The sequence below is a fragment of the Methylicorpusculum oleiharenae genome, assembly GCF_009828925.2.
Lineage (GTDB): Bacteria > Pseudomonadota > Gammaproteobacteria > Methylococcales > Methylomonadaceae > Methylicorpusculum > Methylicorpusculum oleiharenae.
This window is the reverse complement of sequence record NZ_WUTY02000002.1, coordinates 201,025-221,500: the sequence shown is the minus strand read 5'-3', so window position 1 is coordinate 221,500 and position 20,476 is coordinate 201,025. Positions and strand designations below refer to the sequence as shown.

The window sequence follows — 20,476 nt, the reverse complement described above, 5'->3', positions numbered from 1 at the left end:
CCTTATTCGTTAGAAATAAAATTCAAAAATCACCCGCTAGTGCAAAAAATAAATGGGCTAAAGAATTCGTGCGGGTTTGAACCTTCTTAAGACATTGATACCTATCTTCTGCGAACAATGAAACAGTGGGTTTATCACCGCAAAAACCTACTTGAGTAGCATATCTGAAATTCTCTAAGCGAATGACTACCACTGATAACCATATAACGATGAGCAGGAGAACAATGATGACCCCATTTTTCATTCGATACCCCGATTATTTCTAACTTAGAGCTAAGCCGACCGCTGGAGCGTAGCGGGAGTGGGTCGGCTTGAGCGTATTGTTGGACGAAGCCGCTAACGCGGAGAAGAGTCGCGGCGCCTGGTATTTTATAAAATGTAACCTCAAGCCCTCATTCCGAGGGAACATTCCACTACGAATCATGAGGTTACGCGTCAATGACAACATCTTCCGAATCCCCTTTCAAGCAAAACTATCAAACCCATCTTAAACACCTTAAACTCAAAGGGCTCCAGCCAAAGACGATAGAGGCTTACGCCCGTGCTATTCGCCGCGTCGGCGAGTATTTCGACGAACAGATTGAGAACCTGTCCGAAGCGCAGTTGACCGATTATTTCACCGATTTGCTGGCGTCTCATTCCTGGAGTTCGGTCAAACTCGATCTCTACGGCCTTAAATTCTATTATATCCATGTGCTGCGTAAACCCTGGGTCGCTCCCGGTCTGATCAAACCGCCCAGAGCCCAACGTTTGCCGGACATCGTGACCGTGGAAGAGGCGCGGCAGCTTTTCTCGGCCACTCGTACGCTCAGTTACCGAGTCTTCTTTTTTACGCTCTACAGTCTTGGCCTACGCCTCGGCGAGGGCTTGCGGCTGCAAGTGGGCGATATAGACGCCGAACGCCAGCGCGTGCATATCCGCGATGCCAAGGGCAACAAGGACAGACTTGTCCCTTTGCCGGCGGTGACATTGGATTTGCTTCGCCGTTTCTGGAAAGTCCATCGCAATCCGGTCCTGCTGTTTCCCAACCGCCACGGCGGCTTGAATGGGGCAGGCCAGGCGATCACGCCGCTGGATCGCGGCGGCGTGCAAGCCACATTGCGCCAAGTCGCGCAAGATTGCGGCTTAAAAAAAAGATTAGCCCGCATTGTCTCCGTCACAGCTACGCCACCCATCTGATCGAAGCCGGCGTCGATCTGCTGGAAGTGCAGAAAATCCTCGGCCACCACAGTATCCTCACTACCGCCCGCTATACCCACCTGACCGATGGCACGAATCAGAACGCCAACCAACTGATCAATGCCTTGATGAATGGCTTTGCCATCGACTGGGGGAAGGTCAGATGATTTTACTATCCACCGTCATCGAAACCTTCGAAGCCGACTTGCTTGGGCATTATCAAGATTCGCTGTTGCCCAGTCACCGGCAAGCACTAGCCGCCATGAAGCACTGTCGCACCTCGCAAAGTCCCGTCATGCTGGCGAAATGCGATGACTGCGATAGCCAACGCTTCGTCCCGCATTCCTGCGGCCATCGAAACTGCCCGCATTGCCAGTCTCACGAATCTCAACAATGGTTGGAAAGGCAATTGCAAAGGCAGGTGCCCGCCGAGTATTTTTTGGTGACCTTCACCTTGCCCAAGGAACTCAGGGCGCTGGCCTGGCAACAGCAACGTACCCTTTACAGCTTGATGACCGGCTGTAGCTGGGAGACACTGAAAACCTTCACGCAAAACGACCCGCAGCTCAAAGGCAATGCCGGCGCTATCACGGTACTACACACCCATTCCCGCCGTCTCGACTACCACCCGCATGTCCATTGCGTGATACCGGCGGCGGCCATTGATACGGAAAAGCGCCTGTGGCGAACCAAACGCGGCAAAAAAGGCCAAGACAAAAAACAAACCGGCTACTTGTTCAACCACAAGGCATTGGCCAAGGTCTTTCGCGCTAAACTGCTCGAAGCGATCACTCAAGCGGGACTTGATCTGCCGCACCGGTATCCCGAAAAATGGGTCGTCGACGTCAAGTCCGTCGGCAGTGGCGATAAGGCGTTGGTTTATCTCGGACGCTATCTTTATAAAGGCGTCATCCAGGAAAAAGACATTGTCGCCTGCCGGGACGGCCAAGTGACGTTTCGCTACCAAGACAGTAAAACCCGCCAAATGCGGACTCGAACGCTGCCCGGCGCCCAATTCCTGTGGCTGATTCTCCGGCATGTCTTACCCAAGGGCTTCAGGCGCACCCGCAACTTCGGCTTTTTGCATCCCAACAGCAAACGGCTGATTGGATTGTTGCAATACCTGCTTGGCTTGAATCCAAACCGGGCGCTGGCATGGCTGAGAAAACGGCCGGTACTCACCTGCGCCTGCTGCGGCGGAGAAATGCGGATTGTGAAAACGCGCATCCTGCCGATCTTACGCAGCCAGACAATGCCCGCCGGCCAACCGGGTTGAGGGTGCCACAGGCTATGTAAACGATTAACATAACCCACCATACGATCATCGGCCTTTCCAAGGCCGACAGCTTCGTTCGGCCAAAATTAGGGCTAAAATACCCCCAAAAGCGGCCTTCCGATGCCATCGAAGCGATAGGTCACCACTCCTATGTGAGTTCTGGGTCTTGAAGCGGTAACCAGGCCTTCGCTACCCCAGAACTCCGAAAAGCTATTTTCTTATATAAAGCATACCGTCAGCACTGTGATCACCGGGCTTGTCCAACAATCGGTTCAGATTGTGGTTCGCGTTACTCACACAATCTAACCTTATTCGTTTCGTTAGGCATTTATTTCACTTATCAAATCAGATGCTGCTGATACGATTAGTCCAACATTGCCGGTGGATGCTCCTACATAAATCGCACCGCCAAATGCGATAGCTTTAGTAGCTATTCTTATACCGTGCTTAATATCCTGTATTTTTTGTGCCACTTCCTGCATGGCATTTGTAGCGGATTGCAAGGTTTGTAAGTCTTGTTCGATGAGCTTAACCTTCAATAGGACAGATTTAGCGTTTAAATCACTTGATATGTTAAACAAAGTCCATTGTTTGTTTTCTAAATCACTGCGTTGACTCGGAGTTAAGTCCTCCCAATGATCGTAACGATAATGTCCCAAAACAGACGACAAATTATGAAACGCTTTTGACAACTCAAATACTTCGTTAGCACTAAGTTTTTTTTCCATGGTTGCTCCCCTTATTCAGCGAATGCTTTCTTAATCTCTTTGATAACAGGTGTGGTATCGTTGACAAATGACTTGACCATCGCTGCCACTTCCTTACCTGTTAGATCATTAGCGTCATTTTTAAGCTTGGTATGTGTAGCTCCAATTTTATTTATACTTTCTGAAAGGTTTTTTGCTGCTTTGAGTTTTTCTGAAAGCTCGACTCTAGTTTTCCATTGAGCCTTGGAATAAGACTCCCATTCAAGAGGATTGCTGTTTCTAGCAACCCGTTCAACTCGCTGGTAAGAGTCCTCCCAAGAAGTTATCTCTAATTTAATGGCCTCTGAATAGTTCGTATTTATTACATCAGCGAGAGTATTGGTAACGCTTACCAATGAGCTATTGCTTTCGTTCAAAAATGTTTTTACTTGTTTCTGTTGATAAGCACTAGTTGCAGCCTTTGCAATGAATTTCGCCAAGCTTCCTATCGCACTAACCTTTGCATCTTCAATGCCTTTTACCTTAAGTTTTTTGATTTCTTCAGTGAGTCCATCAATATCCTTGTCGTAATTTACAAGTTCATCTGCTGCGAGTGATCCCAAAGCTGCTCCATAATCCGCTAGAACGTTGGAAACCATTAAGATGGCTTTAGATACATCCTGCTCGGTGCTGCATTGACTGTAATAAGCAAGTGGCTTTGCGCTATTCGCTCTCATGCAGGAAGCTTGAAAATCCTCTGCAACAGGTCTCACGCTCTCTATCGTGCTTCGGCTAGAGTCGGCATATTTTTGAACTGCCTCCATCGAAGCACATCCTGATAACAGAAAACACACACTGAACAGCACAGAAGATCGACTTTTTGTTGATAGCATAATTAACTCCTCATTTATCGGATGTGTAATCCAGAACGCCTAACGCCCGGGCTCACAGGAGAGCGAACGCAGCGAGCGAATCCTGTGGAGCCCATTGTTAGCATTACTTTACTATACATCTATCTCTTTCTGAACAGCATTAAACCCGAGTTTCTTCAAGCGCCTAACTAAACGTGTTGTCTCTTCAGGAGTTGAGGAAAAGCAACTGAGCATAGCTTCTGTGCTACTTATATTGACTGGACTTCGGTCTTTTTTTACAAACTGCAAACCAAAAGATATACCGACAGAATGTTGGACAACTACCGGAATATTGGGCCACCTACCTCTCGGAACCTCCGTAGACGATATAACGAAAAATTTATGAGATGGTCCTGTAAGTGTAATACTTCCTTCTGGCGTCCTATTTATGTGTTTTATATCTACGACTGATTGAAGCATTATACCTGGTGTATTTTCTGGATCATTGCCTAAGGTTGCTCTAACGCGACCCTTTGAAAAAATCTCATTTAATGCGGCTACTATTAGATATTTATCCTTTGAATCGAATAGGGCGCTAGCAAAATCGATAAACTCGCCCAGAAGGGCTTCGTCTAGTTTTCTGTGCTTGGTAGAGAAATGTGATGATTCATTAAGAATATTTCTCCATTTATTCAGTGTCCTTGGTTTTGTTGCGAACTTACGGATACGAACACACCTAGTTCTTGCAAATTCCAAAAATGTTGTATTGGTATTTGGCTTGGCCTTTTTCAGTTGATCATATAGATGCCAAGCAGTTTTTAATTTTCTATCTTGATTAATATATTTGTTTTTTGGCATAGTGCTAAAAAAACAAAGAATGAAAAATATTTGCTCGAGAGTTTGTCTGCACAAATTACCCGCAGCTAGTTCAAAAGCACCTGGGAATCGTTCAAGGTGCTTATTGTTTAAATACCATCTAGCTTGATCTAATGATGCTACAGGGTCTTGAAGTAAGCCCAACGAGAATTCTCCTTATTCTTTTCAAATGCTAACGTTCGAGCTAACCGGAGCACCAACGGTGGACGAAGCCGCTAACGCGGAGAAGAGTCGTGGCGCCTGGTATTTTATAAAATCTAACCTCAAGCCCTCATTCCGAGGGAACATTCCACTACGAATCATGAGGTTACGCGTCAATGAAAACATCTTCCGAATCCCCTTTCAAGCAAAACTATCAAACCCATCTTAAACACCTTAAACTCAAAGGGCTCCAGCCAAAGACGATAGAGGCTTACGCCCGTGCTATTCGCCGCGTCGGCGAGTATTTCGACGAACAGATTGAGAACCTGTCCGAAGCGCAGTTGACCGATTATTTCACCGATTTGCTGGCGTCTCATTCCTGGAGTTCGGCCAAACTCGATCTGTATGGCCTTAAATTCTATTATACCCATGTGCTGCGTAAACCCTGGGTCGCTCCCGGTCTGATCAAACCGCCCAGAGCCCAACGTTTGCCGGACATCGTGACCGTGGAAGAGGCGCGGCAGCTTTTCTCGGCCACTCGTACGCTCAGTTACTGAGTCTTCTTTTTTACGCTCTACAGTCTTGGCCTACGCCTTGGCGAGGGCTTGCGGCTGCAAGTGGGCGATATAGACGCCGAACGCCAGCGCGTGAATATCCGCGATGCCCAGGGCAACAAGGACAGACTTGTCCCTTTGCCGGCGGTGACATTGGATTAGCTTCGCCGTTTCTGGAAAGTCCATCGCAATCCGGTCCTGCTGTTTCCCAATCACCACGGCGGCTTGAATGGGGCAGGCCAGGCGATCACGCCGCTGGATCGCGGCGGCGTGCAAGCCACATTGCGCCAAGTCGCGCAAGATTGCGGCTTAAAAAAAAGATTAGCCCGCATTGTCTCCGTCATAATCCGGAGTACCGAATAATGCCGAGCTCGGCATTATCGCCACAGCTTTGCCAGTCATCTGCTACAAGCCAACGTCGATATTCGCACCATCCAAGAATTATTGGGTCACAGCGATTTGCGCACGACCATGATCTACACGCATACCGTGCCCAGCCGGACAATCAAGGAAGCAAAAAGCCCGTTGGATTTATGATACAACCATCGGCGGCAATGGGCTCGTTTGCTGTCATTCCGCATCATTGGTCTGTGGCGGCTTTTGGCCGACTGCCGGAGACCACGAAAGGCTGCTTCGTAGAAGCGAAACCCAAAAAAAGATCCTTAGGCGTGCGGTCGCTTTGGAGAAAGGTGTATGGCGGGTTTGGGTCGCTATGAATAGCTATCCATAGCGGCCAATTGATCAAGTTCAATGATCAAACTTGTCGGCCTTCATTCCAACCTCTTTTTGCAAACAGCCGAAATTTGTTCTACATTCAAAGTTGGCTCTAATGCTTTGAGGTTGATTGCCCGATTGAATTTTAAAAGAACCAAAGGCTGTCCTTAAATACTTGGGGACAGCCTTTTTTTTGGCTCATCGCCCATAAAAACGGGTCGAAATAGGCTGCCTTTCGTCTGTCCATCAAAAGAACACCTGATAGGCTGCTCTTTCGCGCTTATACACCGCTGATTTTTTGTTGACAATGACCGTGTTCCGGAACAGAACCTCGGTCAGTGAATTGCAAATAGCTGACAACCCTCATCAAGCCTATTTTTGGAGTTCTTTAAATGAACAAATTGAAAGCACTGTTTACATCTAAACTATTCTTGGCCATTTTTGTTGCTGCTGCTGTCGCGCTTGCTCCTGAAGCAATGGCCGGTACCGGTGGTAGTGAGTTCGACGACATCTACACACTGTTGGTTGGCTGGACTCAAGGTACTTTGGGAAAAATCATTGCCTTGGGCATGTTTATGGTGGGTTTGTCTGCCGGCATCGTCAACCAATCTATCGTATCTGTTGTTATCGGCATCGGTGGTGCGTTGGCTCTGTACTACGGTCCAAACGTCATCAACGGTGTTGTTGCCGCTCTGGTGTAATTCCAGATATATCGCCCATCACCCCCGATGGGCGGTACCCCTTTTTTGTTAGTTGTAGACGAAAGGGCCGCCCTCTTGACAAGGTGCGGCCTTTTTTTTGGGCGAAAAAAAACGAAAGGGGCCGAAAAACCGCGTCTTTCACCTCGATGAAATAGAAATGTTTCTCGTAAGATTTTCTCAACGTCAAGCGGAGAGAAAATAAGTGAAACAGAAAAACATGATCGTAGTGACCGTTCTAGCGACGACATTTACAGCTCAAACCCAAGAGTCGGAAGCAAATGAGAGTTCCAAAGACCTCACGCTTTTCTGGGCGAACAAAGGGAATTAATTATGCGCAGCTTCTATGGAACCCACGCCATCTTGGTGGCGAGTTTGTTGATTGTCCTGGTATTCAGTGGAATCAAAGCCGCTTTTTTAGTACTGGTACTTGCTGTACTAGAAATAAGCCTATCGGTTGACAATGCTGTCGTTAATGCAGGCGTTCTGAAGAACATGGAAGAAATTTGGCAACAACGGTTTTTGACATGGGGAATGGTGATTGCAGTCTTTGGAATGCGGTTGCTATTTCCAGTGATGGTTGTCGCCCTTGCGACAGGCATGTCTGCGAATGATGTCGTCCTGCTGGCACTGAATTCACCTGATCAATATGCCCTATATCTACATGAGGCTCACCCCATGATTGCGGCACTGGGCGGGACGTTTCTAATGATGGTCGGATTATCATTCCTGCTTGATGATTCCCGTGACGTATTGTGGGTTGGATCCATTGAAAAACGGCTGCAATCGCTGGGAAAAATTGACGCAGTAAACACGACTATAACCTTAGGTACTTTGCTGAGTGCTACGGCAATAGTGCCTGGCGAAATGAAGATGTCGGTACTTACCGGTGGAATTTGGGGAATATTCCTGTTTGGATTTGTCAGCAGCCTAGATAGCTTGTTTGCTGTCTCAGATGAACAAGTATCTATGAGCGAGACCGTTAAAAAAGGAGGTCTTATTGGATTCTTGTACCTGGAGTTACTGGATGCCTCGTTCTCATTCGATGGGGTAATAGGTGCCTTTGCAATCTCTAAAGAAGTACAGATCATTATGATTGGATTAGGGATTGGTGCTTTATACGTTAGATCACTGACGATTTATTTGGTTAATAAAGGGATTCTGGACGAATACATCTATCTCGAACACGGGGCTCACTATGCGATTCTTGCGCTGGCGATACTTATGCTGGGAAGCATCGTTAAAGTAATACCTGAAGTGATAACAGGGGTTACGGGAGCCCTTGTAATAGGGTTATCGCTTTGGTCATCAATCTATCACAACAAGCAGAAAGCTTTGTTGGCTCCAACTGAATCGCCCAAAGAGCGATACCCAAGTATCAACAAAAATTCTTAACAATAGCGTGAGGTAAAAAAATGGCATTAAGTTTAGTCAAGGGCGGAAATATCAATCTGTCAAAAGCAGACAATTCATTAAAGAACATCATCGTGGGAATTGGTTGGGATGTTAGAGAAAGCGACCAAGAAACATTTGACGTGGACCTGTCGATGTTGATGGTGGGAGAAAACGAAAAAGCACGAAATGAACGAGACTTGGTGTATTACCACAAGGAGCATCAAAAATCACCTTGTGGATCAATCAACCACAGCGGGGACAACAGAACGGGTCAAGGCGATGGTGACGATGAAGCTATTAATGTGTTTTTAGATAAGGTGCCTAAAGATGTACAGAAACTAATCATATTTGTGTCGATATATGATGCTGAAAAACTGAAACAAAACTTCGGGCAAGTGTTTAACGCTTACGTTCGGGTCGTAAATGAAGAAACCAATGAAGAATTAACGCGATATGACTTGAGTGAAGAGGAAGATACCGCAACCTATACATCGCTGATATTCGGCGAAATATATCGTTATCAAGGTGATTGGAAATTTAAAGCAATCGGTCGAGGCATCAAGGGCGGCTTGCGCGAGTTCTCAAGGATGCATGGTCTAGATGCATGAGTACCTTGACACCCATAAAAATGATGGCTTTTCTCGTTTTATGTTTCATTTCTGGTGGTCTTGGCGGCTATTACGCCGCCTCTTTTTCACCTGTGCCGGCGCAAATTGCAATTGTCGATTTACAGGGCTTGGTAAAAAAAGCCGTCGAAAAGAACCAAGCGCAGACGGAAGACGATGCCAAGGCGCTAATGAACAAAGTAAAAGAATCAACTGAAGAGCTAGTTCAACGTGGCGTGGTCATTTTTGATGCGCAATCTGTTTTAAGTGCCCCCGAGGAAGCCTATGTCAACATTGAATAACCCAGAAACTTTAACGCTGCCAGTATTCGTTGAAAGAACTAAAACTTTTGGTCCGATTTTGCTTAATCACCTGAAATCACACGGAATTACTTGGATTATGGTGGTCTCGCTCTACTGGGTAATCCATTCCAACTACCGACTGGCCATCAATCAAACACCCAGCCTGCCTTATTCGTTGTTGCTGATTTGTCTGGATAAAAAAGTCGAAACAGGCGGCTTGATGGCCTTTAAATGGCACAACGGCGCACCCTATCCAGATGGCTATACCTTCACAAAGAGATTGCTGGCCGGACCGGGGGAGATTGTCACTAAAAACGGAAGGGATTTCAGTGTCGGCGACCGGACTCTGGTTGGGAAAGAGGTCGGACTAAGCCTCAAAAAACTATTCCCAAATGATGAGTTGCATGATGGGAAAAATACGATCCAATTAGGTAAGTACTTCGTGGCTGGAGATCATGAATACAGCCTGGATTCGCGATACAACCTTCTTGGATTAGTAGATGAAAAAGATGTCATTGGCAGCGCATACCCGATTTTCTAGTCGCTTCCTGGCAGTAATGATACTGCACCTGTCGTCCTCGTCCGCGTGGGCGGGTGAGGACGATTTTTTTATCAAGGAAATTATGAAGCAACAACAACCTAGTATGAATAGGCAATTACCCGATTGGTTACAAACCCAACCGATACATTTAAACCCTGCTTTAGAAAAAATTCTTAAAGAAGGTAACAAAATGGCAGCTCAAGGAGGATCTTCAGGTAAAGAGGCAATTAACGGGCAGAGATCGTTAGCGAAAGCGGTTCAGGGACGTTGGATATTCGTATCTTTTGGAATGCCAACGCAGGAGTTGAAAGCAGCCGCTGAAGAAGCTGCTCAGACGAAAGCGATGCTAGTGTTTCGCGGGGTTGAGCGAGACCAAAATACGACAATGATGACAAAAAAGCTTTTGCCTATCGTAAAGGCCATGAAACCAGTTCCCGGGACAGTCATAGACCCAACTTTGTTTACCCGGTTCAATGTGACAGCAGTGCCAACCATGATTGAAACGGATAGTGAAGGAAAAACACTTAGCGCTCGTGGATTGCCTGGTTTCAATTGGCTTAGCAAGCAAGAACCGGGGGATCAAGGGCAAAGAGGGCCGATTTACGGCATCGTGGAGCCTGACATGATTGAGGAAATTCAGCGTCGAGCAGCAAATATCGATTGGGATAAGCAAAAATCACTGGCAATCGCAAATTTCTGGAAAAACCAAGAAGAATTTAATTTACGCCCCGCGAAAAAGAACAAGGAACGATCAGTGGACATGACCATCGTTTCAACTCAGGATATTTTTCATCCGGATGGCCGATTGGTCATCAAAAAAGGCGACAGGATAAACCCCTTGGCAATGATACCTATGAGACAGGCTTACATCGTATTTGATGCAACAAGTCAAAAACAAGTAGCTATTGCCAAGCAAGCAGGCGATGAAATTCTAAAGAGAGGAAAGCCGGTAATTTATCTGTTTTCGAAGATCGATAAACAGCGTGGCTGGGATCACTACAACGAGACTGGCGAACGCGTGAATGGACGATTGTACAAACTCAATAAAAGCATTGTCGATCGCTTCAAATTGGAAGCATTGCCAAGCGTCATTGAGGGAGAAGGTGATCATGTAGTCGTAAAGGAAATAGTAAGCGGCGAGGTTCACTAATGCGACTAAACACTCTTTTAGGATTAGTGATCCTGGTTGTATCACAAGCCTCCATAGCCGATGAAACGATCAACACAACGGAGACTGATGAGATATCAGTTGAAAAATTGCTGTGTCCGGATGCTGATATATGGGGAAAAAAGATGATAACGGGGATCTGTTGGAGTTGTCTGTTCCCGGTTAGATTGCTGGGAATGACATTATACGATATGGATAATGAAATTCCTGATGGTGCCTCAGAAGAAAGTTTTTGTGTTTGTAATGAAGCAGGAGACACGCCAAAACTAGGAATGACCGCTGGAGCATGGATGCCGGCAAGGCTGATAGAAGTGGTAAGAAAACCTTACTGCTCACCGTCATTGGGGGGCATTTCATTTAATAACGGGGTGAGGCTCTGGGGCGGGCATAAAGAGGTTGAGGGTGATGGTAGTGATAAAACATTCTACAACTACCATTATTGGGCTTACCCGTTATTCATGATTTTGGATTTATTTACCCAGTCTTTTTGCAATGCTGGGGGGTTCAGAAATATGGATCTGATGTACATGTCAGAACTTGATCCAACATGGAATATCGATGAATTGGCATTTTTCACAAACCCCGAGGCAATTGTATTTGCTAACCCATTGGCTGTGGCGGCATGTACAGTAGATTGCGCAGTAACAACGGCTTATCAACCACTGAAATCATTGTGGTGGTGTGCGGGTTGCTGGGGAAATCTATATCCATTCGTGGGTAATATTGCCTCGGACGGATCGTCCCCAAGAGATTCAAGTTTATTGTCGGCAAGAGTTTTGGCGGCCTTGCATAGAAGAGGATTAGCGCACAAGACCTATGGTGATGACGCTATGTGCGGAGGAACGATATACCCCATGATACCGAAGCAACAGTATAAGTTAAGCATGGTCTTCCCTATCGCAGAAGCAAAAGCAGAAAAAGAAAAGGCCGAAAAAAAGGATGCTAACGGAAATACTGTAATGGGAGCAAATGGACAGGCTGAGATGATTGATAAAGTTATCCCCGGAGAAAATTGTTGTCACTCTATTGGGGAATCTACATTCAAATGGGGAGAGTGGAGAAATATACCGGGTATTGGCGAAGATTTTGTATATCTAATTTGGCGGTATACGGATTGCTGTCTAATTTATTCGGAATAAGCAATGAATAAATTAAAAAGAGCAATAGCTGGCTTATTAATAGTTTGCCTATTTCACAATGCTATTGCTGCATTTTATCTGGCAACGTTGGTTATATTTTTTGTCCCATTTCCAGCATTTGCAGATGCTTTTTTAGATAAAGCGGCTGAAGGTGGGTTATTAGGCGAATCACTGATAAATGGCTTTACGGTACCTGATGTCAACCGTTCAACAGGCAAGATAACACTCAATAATGGCGCTGTTGCGGGCGAAACCATCGAACAAAACGAGCTGTTTCAAGAGATTCAGCCGGGGTCAATGGATGAGGCGGCGGCAGCTTTTGGAAATGCATCAGCCCAAGGAGCCTATGTCAATAACACCGTTAGCAATCTAAATTCACAACCCACTCAGCATTCGTATGCGTACCAAACACTAATGGGCGCAAATACCGCAATGCCAAATCTTTTACATGATCCGATATGGAATCAATCAGACAACGTGCTTTCTCAACAGTCGCCATTAATTAATGACATGTTTAATGGCTGTACAAAAACAACAGACTGGGGAAAAACAGCCTGCTCTATCCATATCAAAGATATTAAGCAATGTAAAAAAAAATTGGCGACAGAAAAGTGTACCGTCAACCGATCAGTGACGCATAGCCCGATCATTGGTTTCATCAGCGGTAATGGAAGCGTATCTCCATGTGGAATAGGGTGCACGGTTATCAGTATTGGCGTTAATACTGACAACCAATGGCGTATCGGAAAAAGATGCCAAACCTTCACAATAACCGCTAGTTTTCAGATACCAAGACCCGATTCAATTGAGTCTGTAAGTCTTAATTTTGTAAGGTGGGATGATAAAACTCGAATATTTATAAACGACAAACTCATCTATACCGGTAGAAACGGATGGAACGGGCCCTGCGAACAAGAGACAAGTTGGACGCATAGCCCTCGAAGAGATGTCACTGAACATTTTAAGTCCGTTGCTCCTGGATCCGTTGTGAAAATAGAACAGGTCGTCGTCGTTTATGATGGCGGGGAAGGGCACGCAAGGTTCGTAGTCAGATCTAAGCCTGGACATGGTGATTTCTTAGAAGATTTCATTGATCAACCGGTGGGCTGTCGTCAGCGATTATTTAATGCCTGGCCCTTAGATGGGACTGCACCACCCTTTATTCAAACAACCTCATTAAACGATCAAGCATCAACAGAATGGTGGCAATGTACTGATGCATCAAATAGCAAAGTGGTTGGTCCTATAACGATTACGCCGGAGAATTATTCAAACTACATAGGTGGTCAGGATATACTGCCTGATGCGCCAAAATCGCCGCCAGCGCCCATATGCTATTCAGCTGAAACACGAAGGCCGGGACTGGTATCTTTGGAGTGCTATACGGATTATCAAGGCTATCGGGTTTGCCCACAATACAATTATGACTTGGAAGATAACAACACCTGTGAATCATTATCGTCGTGTGCATATGTCAAAGAAGAATGCGAAAAAGATGAAAATGGCAATGAGTCAATAGATCCTGTAACGGGTGCATGTAGGGATTTTGTTGTCACATATGATTGTGGAACTAATCATGACACGGAATGCGATATTGGCAATAATGGAGAAAACACTATATGTGATGCTGATATCCGATGCATGGGCGGGGAATGTGTAAGCCCTAAGCAGGAATCAAACGAAGATTTTATAAAAGCTGCAACCGCAATACAAACCTTAAACGAAACACAAAAACAGATGTCATGCGACCCCAATCAAGAGGCATGTCAATTTTTTGAAGGGGAAGGGTACACCTGCAGAATGGCTGACCTGTCAATTCTTGGATCAGTCGATTGTTGTAATATGCCTATACAGGGCAGTTGGATCGATTACATTATGTTAGCGGCAGACAGTTGGTATTTAGCGGATACGTCAGCCCAAATATACGCATTTGGACTCGAAAATGCCAATAATGGCCTGACAGGGGCATGGAGTCTAGTGACTAATGGAACAGTGTTTCAAACACCAGTAACAGGGATGACTGAGATATATAACGGAGTTACAGACACATTTACGTCAATGTATGATTCAGTTGTATCGATGTTAGGGGAGGATCTCACTACCAAATTAAGTATATCAACAATAAAAGCACAGGCTGTTCAATGGTTAGGAGAATGGATAGCATCAACATTCGGTGAAACTGCCGCATCAACACTTTTATCAACAACAACATCGGGAACAGGGACAGCAGTAACAACAACCTATTCAATGACAGGATCACTCTTATCATCAGTCATAACAGCTGTTGGGATAATTTATGCGATCTATCAGATAGCGAAAATGGTGGTGCAGATGGTATTTGCCTGTACGGAGGATGAAATGAAGCTGCAGATGTACAAAGATCAAAAACTTTGTACTGCTAGCGGTGAAATAGGCAGTTATTGTTCCGATAAGATATTAGGGGTGTGCGTTGCTAGAAGACAAGCTTACTGCTGTTTTTCAAGTCCATTTGCAAGAATATTTCAGCAACAAGCAAGAAGACAGTTGAATATGAATTTTGGTAAACCCAAAGAACCGAGTTGCGAAGGATTAAGTTTAAGTCAAATTGGATCCCTGGATTTCGATAAAATGAATTTTGGTGAATGGATTAATATGTTGAAAGTATCCGGTATTATGGCAATAAATGATGCGAAAATTGAAGAAAGGTACAGCCCACAGTTCTCAACAGTAGGCAAATTGCCCGGCACTAATAATTACAGTGTAATTGATAGGTTAAACAAGCAAACCAATGAAACCAATGTTGACGAACAACGGCAGTATCTGATTGACAATCTGTAAGTAATTACATCAAAAATACAAAGTCATTTTAATCAACGCCTTTCAATAATCGCTTTTCTGCACATACCCCACGGAACGGGTGACCTTGAGCAATTGGCATTGCCTGGATAACGCTATCTCGTCTCGGTGCTATCCAGGCCCGACGCTCTTCTATAGGCTGATCCCAGACTTTTTTTAAGCCAATCCATCGCCATGTTGCGGTGCCCAATCTCCGCATACAACCGGTACGGATCATTCTGAGCATTGATCGGTTTCGGCCCGCGCTGGCCTTCGAAGAGACTGCCCGCATTAGGCAGCAATTCCTTTTTCCATTGACTGACTTGGGCGGGATGCAAGCCGAACTCCTGGGCAATGTCATTGATCGTGTTCGTGCCTTCTCACCGCTGCCAAGGCTACCTTGGCTTTTTGGACGCCTGTCACTATCTTCCGTTTGCTTTCGCTCATCTTCTACCTTTCATTTCCCGTTAGGGCATAGCTTAAACGGCTGTCCGGATTCTTGGGGTCGACAGTAAAGTCAAGACAGATAAGGATCCGGGACAGGTAATTAAAAGTGTTATGCCCAATTTTTTTGGATAAATCAGCCAAAACAATCGAAACAGGCCGAAAAAGCGCGTCTTTCGCCCGGATGAAAATTTTTGTGGCCGTTTAATATCAGCAGTATGAACATAAAAAAAATAGTGCTATTAATTTTGACGTTATCCATTTCAGTTAACGCCAATTCGAATTCTGTTTTGGACAACAGCGTTTGGGGTGTTGCTGCCAGTTATGCGGGTATAAACGTGGCAACACTCTATGGGATAGCCGTCCAAGAGAGCGGAATGCGTTGGCGAGATGGAAGTTTTCGTCCGTGGCCCTGGACGCTAAACATCAATAAAAGCAAAAAGGGTATCAAAGCCGGTCCCAGGCGGTACGCAAATAAAGAAGCAGCAGAACAGGCACTGAAAGCGCTCATAGAGCAAGGAATCAGGAATGTGGATGTCGGAATAATGCAAGTGAACCTGTATTGGCATGGAAACAAGGTTTCCAACGAACTCGATTTGCTCGACCCAAAAACCAACATAAATGTCGCGGCAAGCTATCTGAAAGCACTGCGTGCGCAGAACGACATTCGAAAAACTGTCGCCGATTATCATGCACCCACCAATGCCGTTCGAGGCAATAGTTACGCAAATCATGTAGAGCGATTCGAGAAAATCATCAATGAGAAACTTAAATAAAATCCCTATCGTAATAGCAACAACGATTGCATTGACAGCTTGTGCGACGACGCAGGATTGTCCATTGGGTCTGTCTGGCGATCGCTGTGAAGAAATCACCGTGAAAATCTATTTGCCGCCCGTCGTCAGTGATCTTTCTTATCAAAAGGTGGGTTGGTTGAGGGATCAGGCCATTATCCAGGGAGGGTTTGAGCACACGCTATCTCTACCTGGAAAGGGAATCGTTCCCGCTGATAGTGGATCAATCTCGAATTATTCGCTGCAAACGTTCCCCTTTCCTCCGGTACTGGAAACGGTTTTACCTGAAATTCAGTCGGTTTTGTTCGAATTTGATCAAGCGGATCTGTCAGTCAGTGAAACTCAGAAGCTAGATGACTTTCTGCAAAGAATTCCCCCGTCAACGATGATGCATGTAAGCATTGAAGGACACACAGATTCAAAAGGGTCCAGTGAATACAACAAAAAGTTATCAACCAGGCGTGCGATTTCGGTACGCAATTACCTGATTAAGCAGGGCGTTGCCGCGTCAAAAATTTCGGCCGAAGGATTGGGTGAAAGTTCCCCTGCTGAAAGCAATGACACGGAAGAAGGGCGATTGAAAAATCGAAGAGCAGAATTGATTCCTATAACGGAGAGATAGAAATGCGAGACATTCCTAATTATTTGGACGATCCACAACAAATTCTTTTTTGGGAATTCGACGAGTTCATCCTGATGGCTATCGCTTTTGGTGTTGGCATCATGGTGGATTATCTGGGTGTACTGCTCGCTTTAGGCTTGGTCGGCATCAAGTTATACAGAAAGCTCAAGGACAGACAGGCGAATGGCTTTTTGATACACGCCCTCTACTGGTATGTGAGTCTGGGGTCCTATGAAACGACACCCACATCGAGACCCTTGTCGTTTATCCGTCGATTCTTTTAGGAAATCAGAATGCTCTATAAAAATTTCGCATCAACATGGCTAAGTCTCCATGAATCAAACAGATTCCTGAAATTTGTTTGCATCTTTTTATTGACGCTTAATCTACTGACATTGGTTGGCTGGCTAAAGAAAGACACCGCAATAGTACTAATTCCGCCGAGTCTATCGGAAAAATCGGAAGTAGCCAAAAACAAAGCATCCGAAGGGTATAAAAAATCGTGGGGAATGTATACAGCGGCTTTAATCGGTAATGTGACACCGGAAAATGCAGATTTCGTCCTGGAGTCATTTAGCGGCATGGTAACAGGCGAAATCAGATCAATCGTTTCAGAACAAATTGCTCAGGAACTTGAAACGCTTAAACAAGAGAGAGTGTCGTCGAGCTTTGATATCGTGCAGGTGACTTATGAGCCCCAAACTGACAAGGTGTTTGTTACTGGTAAAAACCGAATGACCGGCGTCGGCGGCAAATCAAGTCCTACGGAGCAAACCTTTGAATTCAAGATAGACGTTAAACAATATTCGCCGATCATCACGCATATGTCCTCGTATAAAGGCATGCCTAAATTGCTTTCAATCATTCAAAAAGAAGAGGCAAAGCAAAAGATGCAAGAAGAACGTCAAAAGCAAATTAAAAAATAGGAGCGTTGCATGCAATTAAAACCATTGATTCTATCGGTTGTATCAATCTTGATTTCATCAGCAACGATGGCGAATGAACTTCCGCCTGAACTGCCGTTTCAAGCATTGGATGGAACGTCGTTAAGCCCACAGGGGGATTTGGAGAACTCACAAAACGACAATCAAAGTGGCGATTTATACCCGAACGGGATGATCAATGGCAAGCCTGAATCGGCGACAGCAACGATTACGGCTAATCCGCCTGAAGGGAATCAGCAGGTCGCCAATGATGGGCAATATGCACCGGGGCCAGTCGCTGAAGAAAAATCCAAACTGAACAAAAGACCCAAGATTATTGATAAGGCACCTGAACCACCCAAAGAAAATCGCGCAATTAATAAACAAGAGCTCGATCTTGGAATGCAATCAGGTATTACGATCAAACCCAAACCCGGAAGAACTGAAAGTGTGATCGTTGCAAAAGGCAAGCTGAATCGAATAGTCACTCCCTATGCAGACCCCAAAGTCCTGACGGTAGACAACGTGGAAACGAAAATTGATGGTTCAGCAATTTATATTGCAACTGACTCAGAAACACCGGTGAGCCTGTTTATTTCTGACGCAGAAACTGGCGATGCTGCATCACTGCAACTTTCACCGCAGGAATTAATTACGCCTGTTGAAATTCGTATTGAAGGCGATGCAGCAAAGGGCGCTCAAGGCGAAGTCGGATCCTCGAAAACGGACAGGCTTTTCCGTCAAGACTTACCTTATATCAATGAGGTAAAAGCAATCATGCAAAACCTTGGAAAACAACAAATCCCACAGGGATTTACGATGGAAGAAGTAACCGGAGAGTTAAGAGATCGAGCCTTTTGTCATGATCCCAACCTGACTTACTGGGCGGGTCAATTACTCTCTGGGCATGATTCCAGAATCATTATTCTGATTGGTCAAAACAATGGCAATAACGCGGTGATTTTTGAAGAGGCATTTTGTGCGAGTGAAGACACAATGGCTGTTGCCGCGTGGCCAAGAGTGAGGATAGAGCCAGGGGAAAAAACAGAAATCTACCTTCTGTTGCGATTGCCTGAAGGCAAAAGCGGCGAAGAAATCAGACCTGCATTGCTGTAATTGACGGAGAAACATTGTGATTGATCTGGAAAAGAAGACCGCCAAGGAAAAACTGATCGAATGGTATGAAACACTTGATCCGTCGAAACGCAAACAAGTCACGCAGATAGGGGGTGGGGCTGCGATTTTTGTCGTGGCGGCCATTCTGATTGTCAGTACATCCGATGACAATTCCAAAAACTTCATGCAGAAACCGAGAAAAGTGGAATACACACTTTTCACCGGGAAAAGTCCACGGGATGTTTCCATCGATGCAATGGGCGGAAAAATCAAAAAACTGACGGAGGATTTTTCCGATATCAAAATGAGTTTCCAGCTTCAGGACGCCAAAATCCAGGACGCTTCGAGAATGATTAAGGAGCAAACGGAAGAACTGAACAGGAGAACAGAAAAGCTGGCACTGCAAACGACGGAGCTTTACCAAAAGATTGATGCCGCTCAAGAGACGTTAAAAAACCAAGTGCCATTGCCGGAATTACCCATGGATGACGCTGGTGGTGGGAAATATAAAAAAAGGAAAGAAAAAAAAGGGAAAGATGCCTTTGAACCGGAGTTAATCGGTCAAAAGATACCGGCAATAGCTGAAAGCGATGTGGCTCCCGCTGAAACAGGGCCAAAAATCAGAGTTGTGACCGGTTCAGGTGAAGAAGGAAAAAAGAGCGATAAGGGTGCGGCATCAGCTTATGACCAGGATAGCAGCAAAAAAAATGGAGGAAAAAAAATCACGGAGTTCGTGAACATAAAAAAGGCGTCAAGCAAAAACGGGGTACCCGATATGTTTTTGCCGGCCGGTAGTATTTTAAGTGGAACGCTGGTGACAGGTCTTGATGCCCCTACTTCCAATCAATCTCGTAGTGATCCCTTTCCGGCTTTGTTGCGGATCAAGCATGAAGCAATTTTACCTAACCGTTATAGGATGGATATTAGAGAGTGTTTCTTGATTGCCAGTGGTTATGGCGACCTGAGTGCAGAAAGAGCTTACATGAGAGCGGAGCGTATCTCTTGCGTAAAGAAAGATGGCGCAGTCATCGAAACGGCAATGGATGCTTATTCGGTTGGCGAAGATGGCAAGGCTGGGGTAAGAGGCCGATTGGTAAGCAAAAACGGACAAATCATAGGGAATGCGTTACTTTCAGGATTTGTGTCTGGAATTGCTCAAGCGTTTGCACCTCAGCAAGTAAGAGCTCTGCAAACAGGTGCGATACCTGGGCAAGAGCAGCAATTTCAGTACCCATCGCCTGAAATGCTAGGGGGGCAGGCAATCATGGGGGGGGTCAAGGGCGCTGCGGAACAAATTGCTGACTACTATCTTGATATGGCAAAAAACATTTTCCCAATCGTCGAAGTAGATGCGGGGAGAAAGATAGATTTCATCATGATAAGAGGAATGTCTCTTAATACAAAATCCAAATCAGATTCTGGCACCAATCTACAAGGCGGCGGACGCAACATGAACAACCTGTATAGCGCAAACCAAGATGGCTTTGGCCAAGGTTCAATGAGTGGCCTCGGCGGTGGCATGGGAGGTTACGGCGGACGAAGCTCAGGCGGATTTGGCGGTGGGTCTCGCGGGGTTGGATACGGCGGTTACGGTGGAATGAGCGGCTTTGTTAGATAACAGTTCAATAAAAAATAATA

General features: G+C 45.5%; 21 protein-coding genes and 2 pseudogenes. 19 read left to right on the top strand and 4 right to left on the bottom strand.

Features of this window, described 5'->3' with window-relative positions; genetic code table 11:
• Positions 1 to 438: 438 nt before the first annotated feature.
• Together GO003_RS24415 and GO003_RS24405 are read left to right on the top strand one after the other, a co-directional pair.
• Positions 439 to 1,346: pseudogene (locus GO003_RS24415) on the top strand (tyrosine-type recombinase/integrase).
• Positions 1,343 to 2,455, top strand: a complete 1,113-nt coding sequence (locus GO003_RS24405; protein WP_159656944.1) for an IS91 family transposase — start codon at positions 1,343 to 1,345, stop codon at positions 2,453 to 2,455. Before GO003_RS24415 ends, GO003_RS24405 begins: the two are co-directional and overlap by 4 nt.
• Positions 2,456 to 2,775: 320 nt before the next feature.
• Here the strand turns inward: GO003_RS24405 and GO003_RS24400 are convergent, their stop codons facing one another.
• The 3 genes from GO003_RS24400 to GO003_RS24390 all read right to left on the bottom strand — a co-directional run bounded on the left by GO003_RS24400 (position 2,776) and on the right by GO003_RS24390 (position 5,012).
• Positions 2,776 to 3,183: a hypothetical protein gene (locus tag GO003_RS24400; protein WP_159659006.1), complete on the bottom strand. Its 408-nt coding sequence runs from the start codon at positions 3,181 to 3,183 to the stop codon at positions 2,776 to 2,778.
• An 11-nt stretch (positions 3,184 to 3,194) separates the two neighbouring features.
• Positions 3,195 to 4,034 carry a hypothetical protein gene (locus GO003_RS24395; RefSeq protein WP_159659005.1) on the bottom strand — a complete coding sequence of 280 codons (840 nt, stop codon included), beginning with the start codon at positions 4,032 to 4,034 and terminating at the stop codon, positions 3,195 to 3,197.
• Between the two features lie 111 nt (positions 4,035 to 4,145).
• On the bottom strand, positions 4,146 to 5,012 hold the full coding sequence (locus tag GO003_RS24390) for a hypothetical protein (protein ID WP_159659004.1): 867 nt from the start codon (positions 5,010 to 5,012) through the stop codon (positions 4,146 to 4,148).
• Between the two features lie 173 nt (positions 5,013 to 5,185).
• On the opposite strand from GO003_RS24390, the gene GO003_RS24385 reads away from it, so the two are divergent.
• The 11 genes and pseudogenes from GO003_RS24385 to traN all read left to right on the top strand — a co-directional run bounded on the left by GO003_RS24385 (position 5,186) and on the right by traN (position 14,942).
• A complete protein-coding gene (locus tag GO003_RS24385) occupies positions 5,186 to 5,566 on the top strand; it encodes a site-specific integrase (protein WP_231089266.1) in 381 nt (126 codons plus the stop codon).
• Positions 5,567 to 5,626: 60 nt separating this feature from the next.
• Entirely contained in the window at positions 5,627 to 5,725 is a 99-nt protein-coding gene (locus GO003_RS24380) for a hypothetical protein (RefSeq protein WP_231089302.1), read from the top strand.
• Between the two features lie 228 nt (positions 5,726 to 5,953).
• Positions 5,954 to 6,100, top strand: a pseudogene (locus GO003_RS24375) (tyrosine-type recombinase/integrase); the annotation flags it as partial.
• Between the two features lie 569 nt (positions 6,101 to 6,669).
• Positions 6,670 to 6,978, top strand: a complete 309-nt coding sequence (traA, locus tag GO003_RS24370) for a TraA family conjugative transfer protein (RefSeq protein WP_159659247.1) — start codon at positions 6,670 to 6,672, stop codon at positions 6,976 to 6,978.
• A gap of 330 nt (positions 6,979 to 7,308) precedes the next feature.
• Positions 7,309 to 8,370, top strand: a complete 1,062-nt coding sequence (locus GO003_RS24365; RefSeq protein WP_159658484.1) for a DUF475 domain-containing protein — start codon at positions 7,309 to 7,311, stop codon at positions 8,368 to 8,370.
• Between the two features lie 20 nt (positions 8,371 to 8,390).
• On the top strand, positions 8,391 to 8,978 hold the full coding sequence (locus GO003_RS24360) for a TerD family protein (RefSeq protein ID WP_159658483.1): 588 nt from the start codon (positions 8,391 to 8,393) through the stop codon (positions 8,976 to 8,978).
• 5 nt (positions 8,979 to 8,983) lie between these two features.
• The gene (locus GO003_RS24355; protein ID WP_159658482.1) at positions 8,984 to 9,277 is read left to right on the top strand and encodes a hypothetical protein; all 294 of its coding nucleotides are present in this window, start codon (positions 8,984 to 8,986) and stop codon (positions 9,275 to 9,277) included.
• Complete coding sequence (locus tag GO003_RS24350; protein ID WP_159658481.1) at positions 9,261 to 9,818, top strand: S26 family signal peptidase; 558 nt, start codon at positions 9,261 to 9,263, stop codon at positions 9,816 to 9,818. The genes GO003_RS24355 and GO003_RS24350 overlap by 17 nt, the downstream gene beginning before the upstream one ends.
• Before the next feature lie 82 nt (positions 9,819 to 9,900).
• Positions 9,901 to 10,968 (top strand): TrbC family F-type conjugative pilus assembly protein, encoded by a 1,068-nt coding sequence (locus GO003_RS24345; RefSeq protein ID WP_206444755.1) that lies wholly within the window; start codon positions 9,901 to 9,903, stop codon positions 10,966 to 10,968.
• Complete coding sequence (locus tag GO003_RS24340; RefSeq protein WP_159658479.1) at positions 10,968 to 12,125, top strand: TraU family protein; 1,158 nt, start codon at positions 10,968 to 10,970, stop codon at positions 12,123 to 12,125. Before GO003_RS24345 ends, GO003_RS24340 begins: the two co-directional genes overlap by 1 nt.
• A 3-nt stretch (positions 12,126 to 12,128) precedes the next feature.
• On the top strand, positions 12,129 to 14,942 hold the full coding sequence (traN, locus tag GO003_RS24335; protein ID WP_159658478.1) for a conjugal transfer protein TraN: 2,814 nt from the start codon (positions 12,129 to 12,131) through the stop codon (positions 14,940 to 14,942).
• A gap of 113 nt (positions 14,943 to 15,055) precedes the next feature.
• On the opposite strand, the gene GO003_RS24330 is transcribed toward traN, so the two are convergent.
• A complete protein-coding gene (locus GO003_RS24330; protein ID WP_159658477.1) occupies positions 15,056 to 15,277 on the bottom strand; it encodes a hypothetical protein in 222 nt (73 codons plus the stop codon).
• 324 nt (positions 15,278 to 15,601) lie between these two features.
• On the opposite strand from GO003_RS24330, the gene GO003_RS24325 reads away from it, so the two are divergent.
• The 6 genes from GO003_RS24325 (at position 15,602) to GO003_RS26480 (ending at position 20,456) form a co-directional block, all read left to right on the top strand.
• Positions 15,602 to 16,159, top strand: a complete 558-nt coding sequence (locus tag GO003_RS24325; RefSeq protein ID WP_159658476.1) for a transglycosylase SLT domain-containing protein — start codon at positions 15,602 to 15,604, stop codon at positions 16,157 to 16,159.
• Positions 16,143 to 16,799, top strand: coding sequence for an OmpA family protein (locus tag GO003_RS24320; protein WP_159658475.1), 657 nt, complete (start codon positions 16,143 to 16,145; stop codon positions 16,797 to 16,799). The genes GO003_RS24325 and GO003_RS24320 overlap by 17 nt, the downstream gene beginning before the upstream one ends.
• A 2-nt stretch (positions 16,800 to 16,801) precedes the next feature.
• Positions 16,802 to 17,083, top strand: coding sequence for a type IV conjugative transfer system protein TraL (traL, locus tag GO003_RS24315; RefSeq protein WP_159658474.1), 282 nt, complete (start codon positions 16,802 to 16,804; stop codon positions 17,081 to 17,083).
• 9 nt (positions 17,084 to 17,092) lie between these two features.
• On the top strand, positions 17,093 to 17,725 hold the full coding sequence (locus GO003_RS24310) for a TraE/TraK family type IV conjugative transfer system protein (RefSeq protein ID WP_159658473.1): 633 nt from the start codon (positions 17,093 to 17,095) through the stop codon (positions 17,723 to 17,725).
• Positions 17,726 to 17,734: 9 nt separating this feature from the next.
• A complete protein-coding gene (locus GO003_RS24305; protein ID WP_159658472.1) occupies positions 17,735 to 18,838 on the top strand; it encodes a TraK domain-containing protein in 1,104 nt (367 codons plus the stop codon).
• Between the two features lie 133 nt (positions 18,839 to 18,971).
• Positions 18,972 to 20,456 carry a TraB/VirB10 family protein gene (locus GO003_RS26480; RefSeq protein ID WP_231089265.1) on the top strand — a complete coding sequence of 495 codons (1,485 nt, stop codon included), beginning with the start codon at positions 18,972 to 18,974 and terminating at the stop codon, positions 20,454 to 20,456.
• The last annotated feature ends 20 nt before the right edge of the window (positions 20,457 to 20,476 follow it).

Excerpts from the sequence above, each read along its gene's own strand:
- GO003_RS24310 (WP_159658473.1), top strand. The coding sequence starts at position 17,093 with ATGCTCTATAAAAATTTCGCATCAACATGGCTAAGTCTCCATGAATCA.
- GO003_RS24395 (WP_159659005.1), bottom strand. The coding sequence starts at position 4,034 with ATGCTATCAACAAAAAGTCGATCTTCTGTGCTGTTCAGTGTGTGTTTT.
- GO003_RS24320 (WP_159658475.1), top strand. The coding sequence starts at position 16,143 with ATGAGAAACTTAAATAAAATCCCTATCGTAATAGCAACAACGATTGCA.
- GO003_RS24360 (WP_159658483.1), top strand. The coding sequence starts at position 8,391 with ATGGCATTAAGTTTAGTCAAGGGCGGAAATATCAATCTGTCAAAAGCA.
- GO003_RS24405 (WP_159656944.1), top strand. The coding sequence starts at position 1,343 with ATGATTTTACTATCCACCGTCATCGAAACCTTCGAAGCCGACTTGCTT.
- traL (WP_159658474.1), top strand. The coding sequence starts at position 16,802 with ATGCGAGACATTCCTAATTATTTGGACGATCCACAACAAATTCTTTTT.
- GO003_RS24400 (WP_159659006.1), bottom strand. The coding sequence starts at position 3,183 with ATGGAAAAAAAACTTAGTGCTAACGAAGTATTTGAGTTGTCAAAAGCG.
- GO003_RS24350 (WP_159658481.1), top strand. The coding sequence starts at position 9,261 with ATGTCAACATTGAATAACCCAGAAACTTTAACGCTGCCAGTATTCGTT.
- GO003_RS24345 (WP_206444755.1), top strand. The coding sequence starts at position 9,901 with ATGAAGCAACAACAACCTAGTATGAATAGGCAATTACCCGATTGGTTA.
- traN (WP_159658478.1), top strand. The coding sequence starts at position 12,129 with ATGAATAAATTAAAAAGAGCAATAGCTGGCTTATTAATAGTTTGCCTA.
- GO003_RS24305 (WP_159658472.1), top strand. The coding sequence starts at position 17,735 with ATGCAATTAAAACCATTGATTCTATCGGTTGTATCAATCTTGATTTCA.
- GO003_RS24340 (WP_159658479.1), top strand. The coding sequence starts at position 10,968 with ATGCGACTAAACACTCTTTTAGGATTAGTGATCCTGGTTGTATCACAA.
- traA (WP_159659247.1), top strand. The coding sequence starts at position 6,670 with ATGAACAAATTGAAAGCACTGTTTACATCTAAACTATTCTTGGCCATT.
- GO003_RS24365 (WP_159658484.1), top strand. The coding sequence starts at position 7,309 with ATGCGCAGCTTCTATGGAACCCACGCCATCTTGGTGGCGAGTTTGTTG.
- GO003_RS24325 (WP_159658476.1), top strand. The coding sequence starts at position 15,602 with ATGAACATAAAAAAAATAGTGCTATTAATTTTGACGTTATCCATTTCA.
- GO003_RS24385 (WP_231089266.1), top strand. The coding sequence starts at position 5,186 with ATGAAAACATCTTCCGAATCCCCTTTCAAGCAAAACTATCAAACCCAT.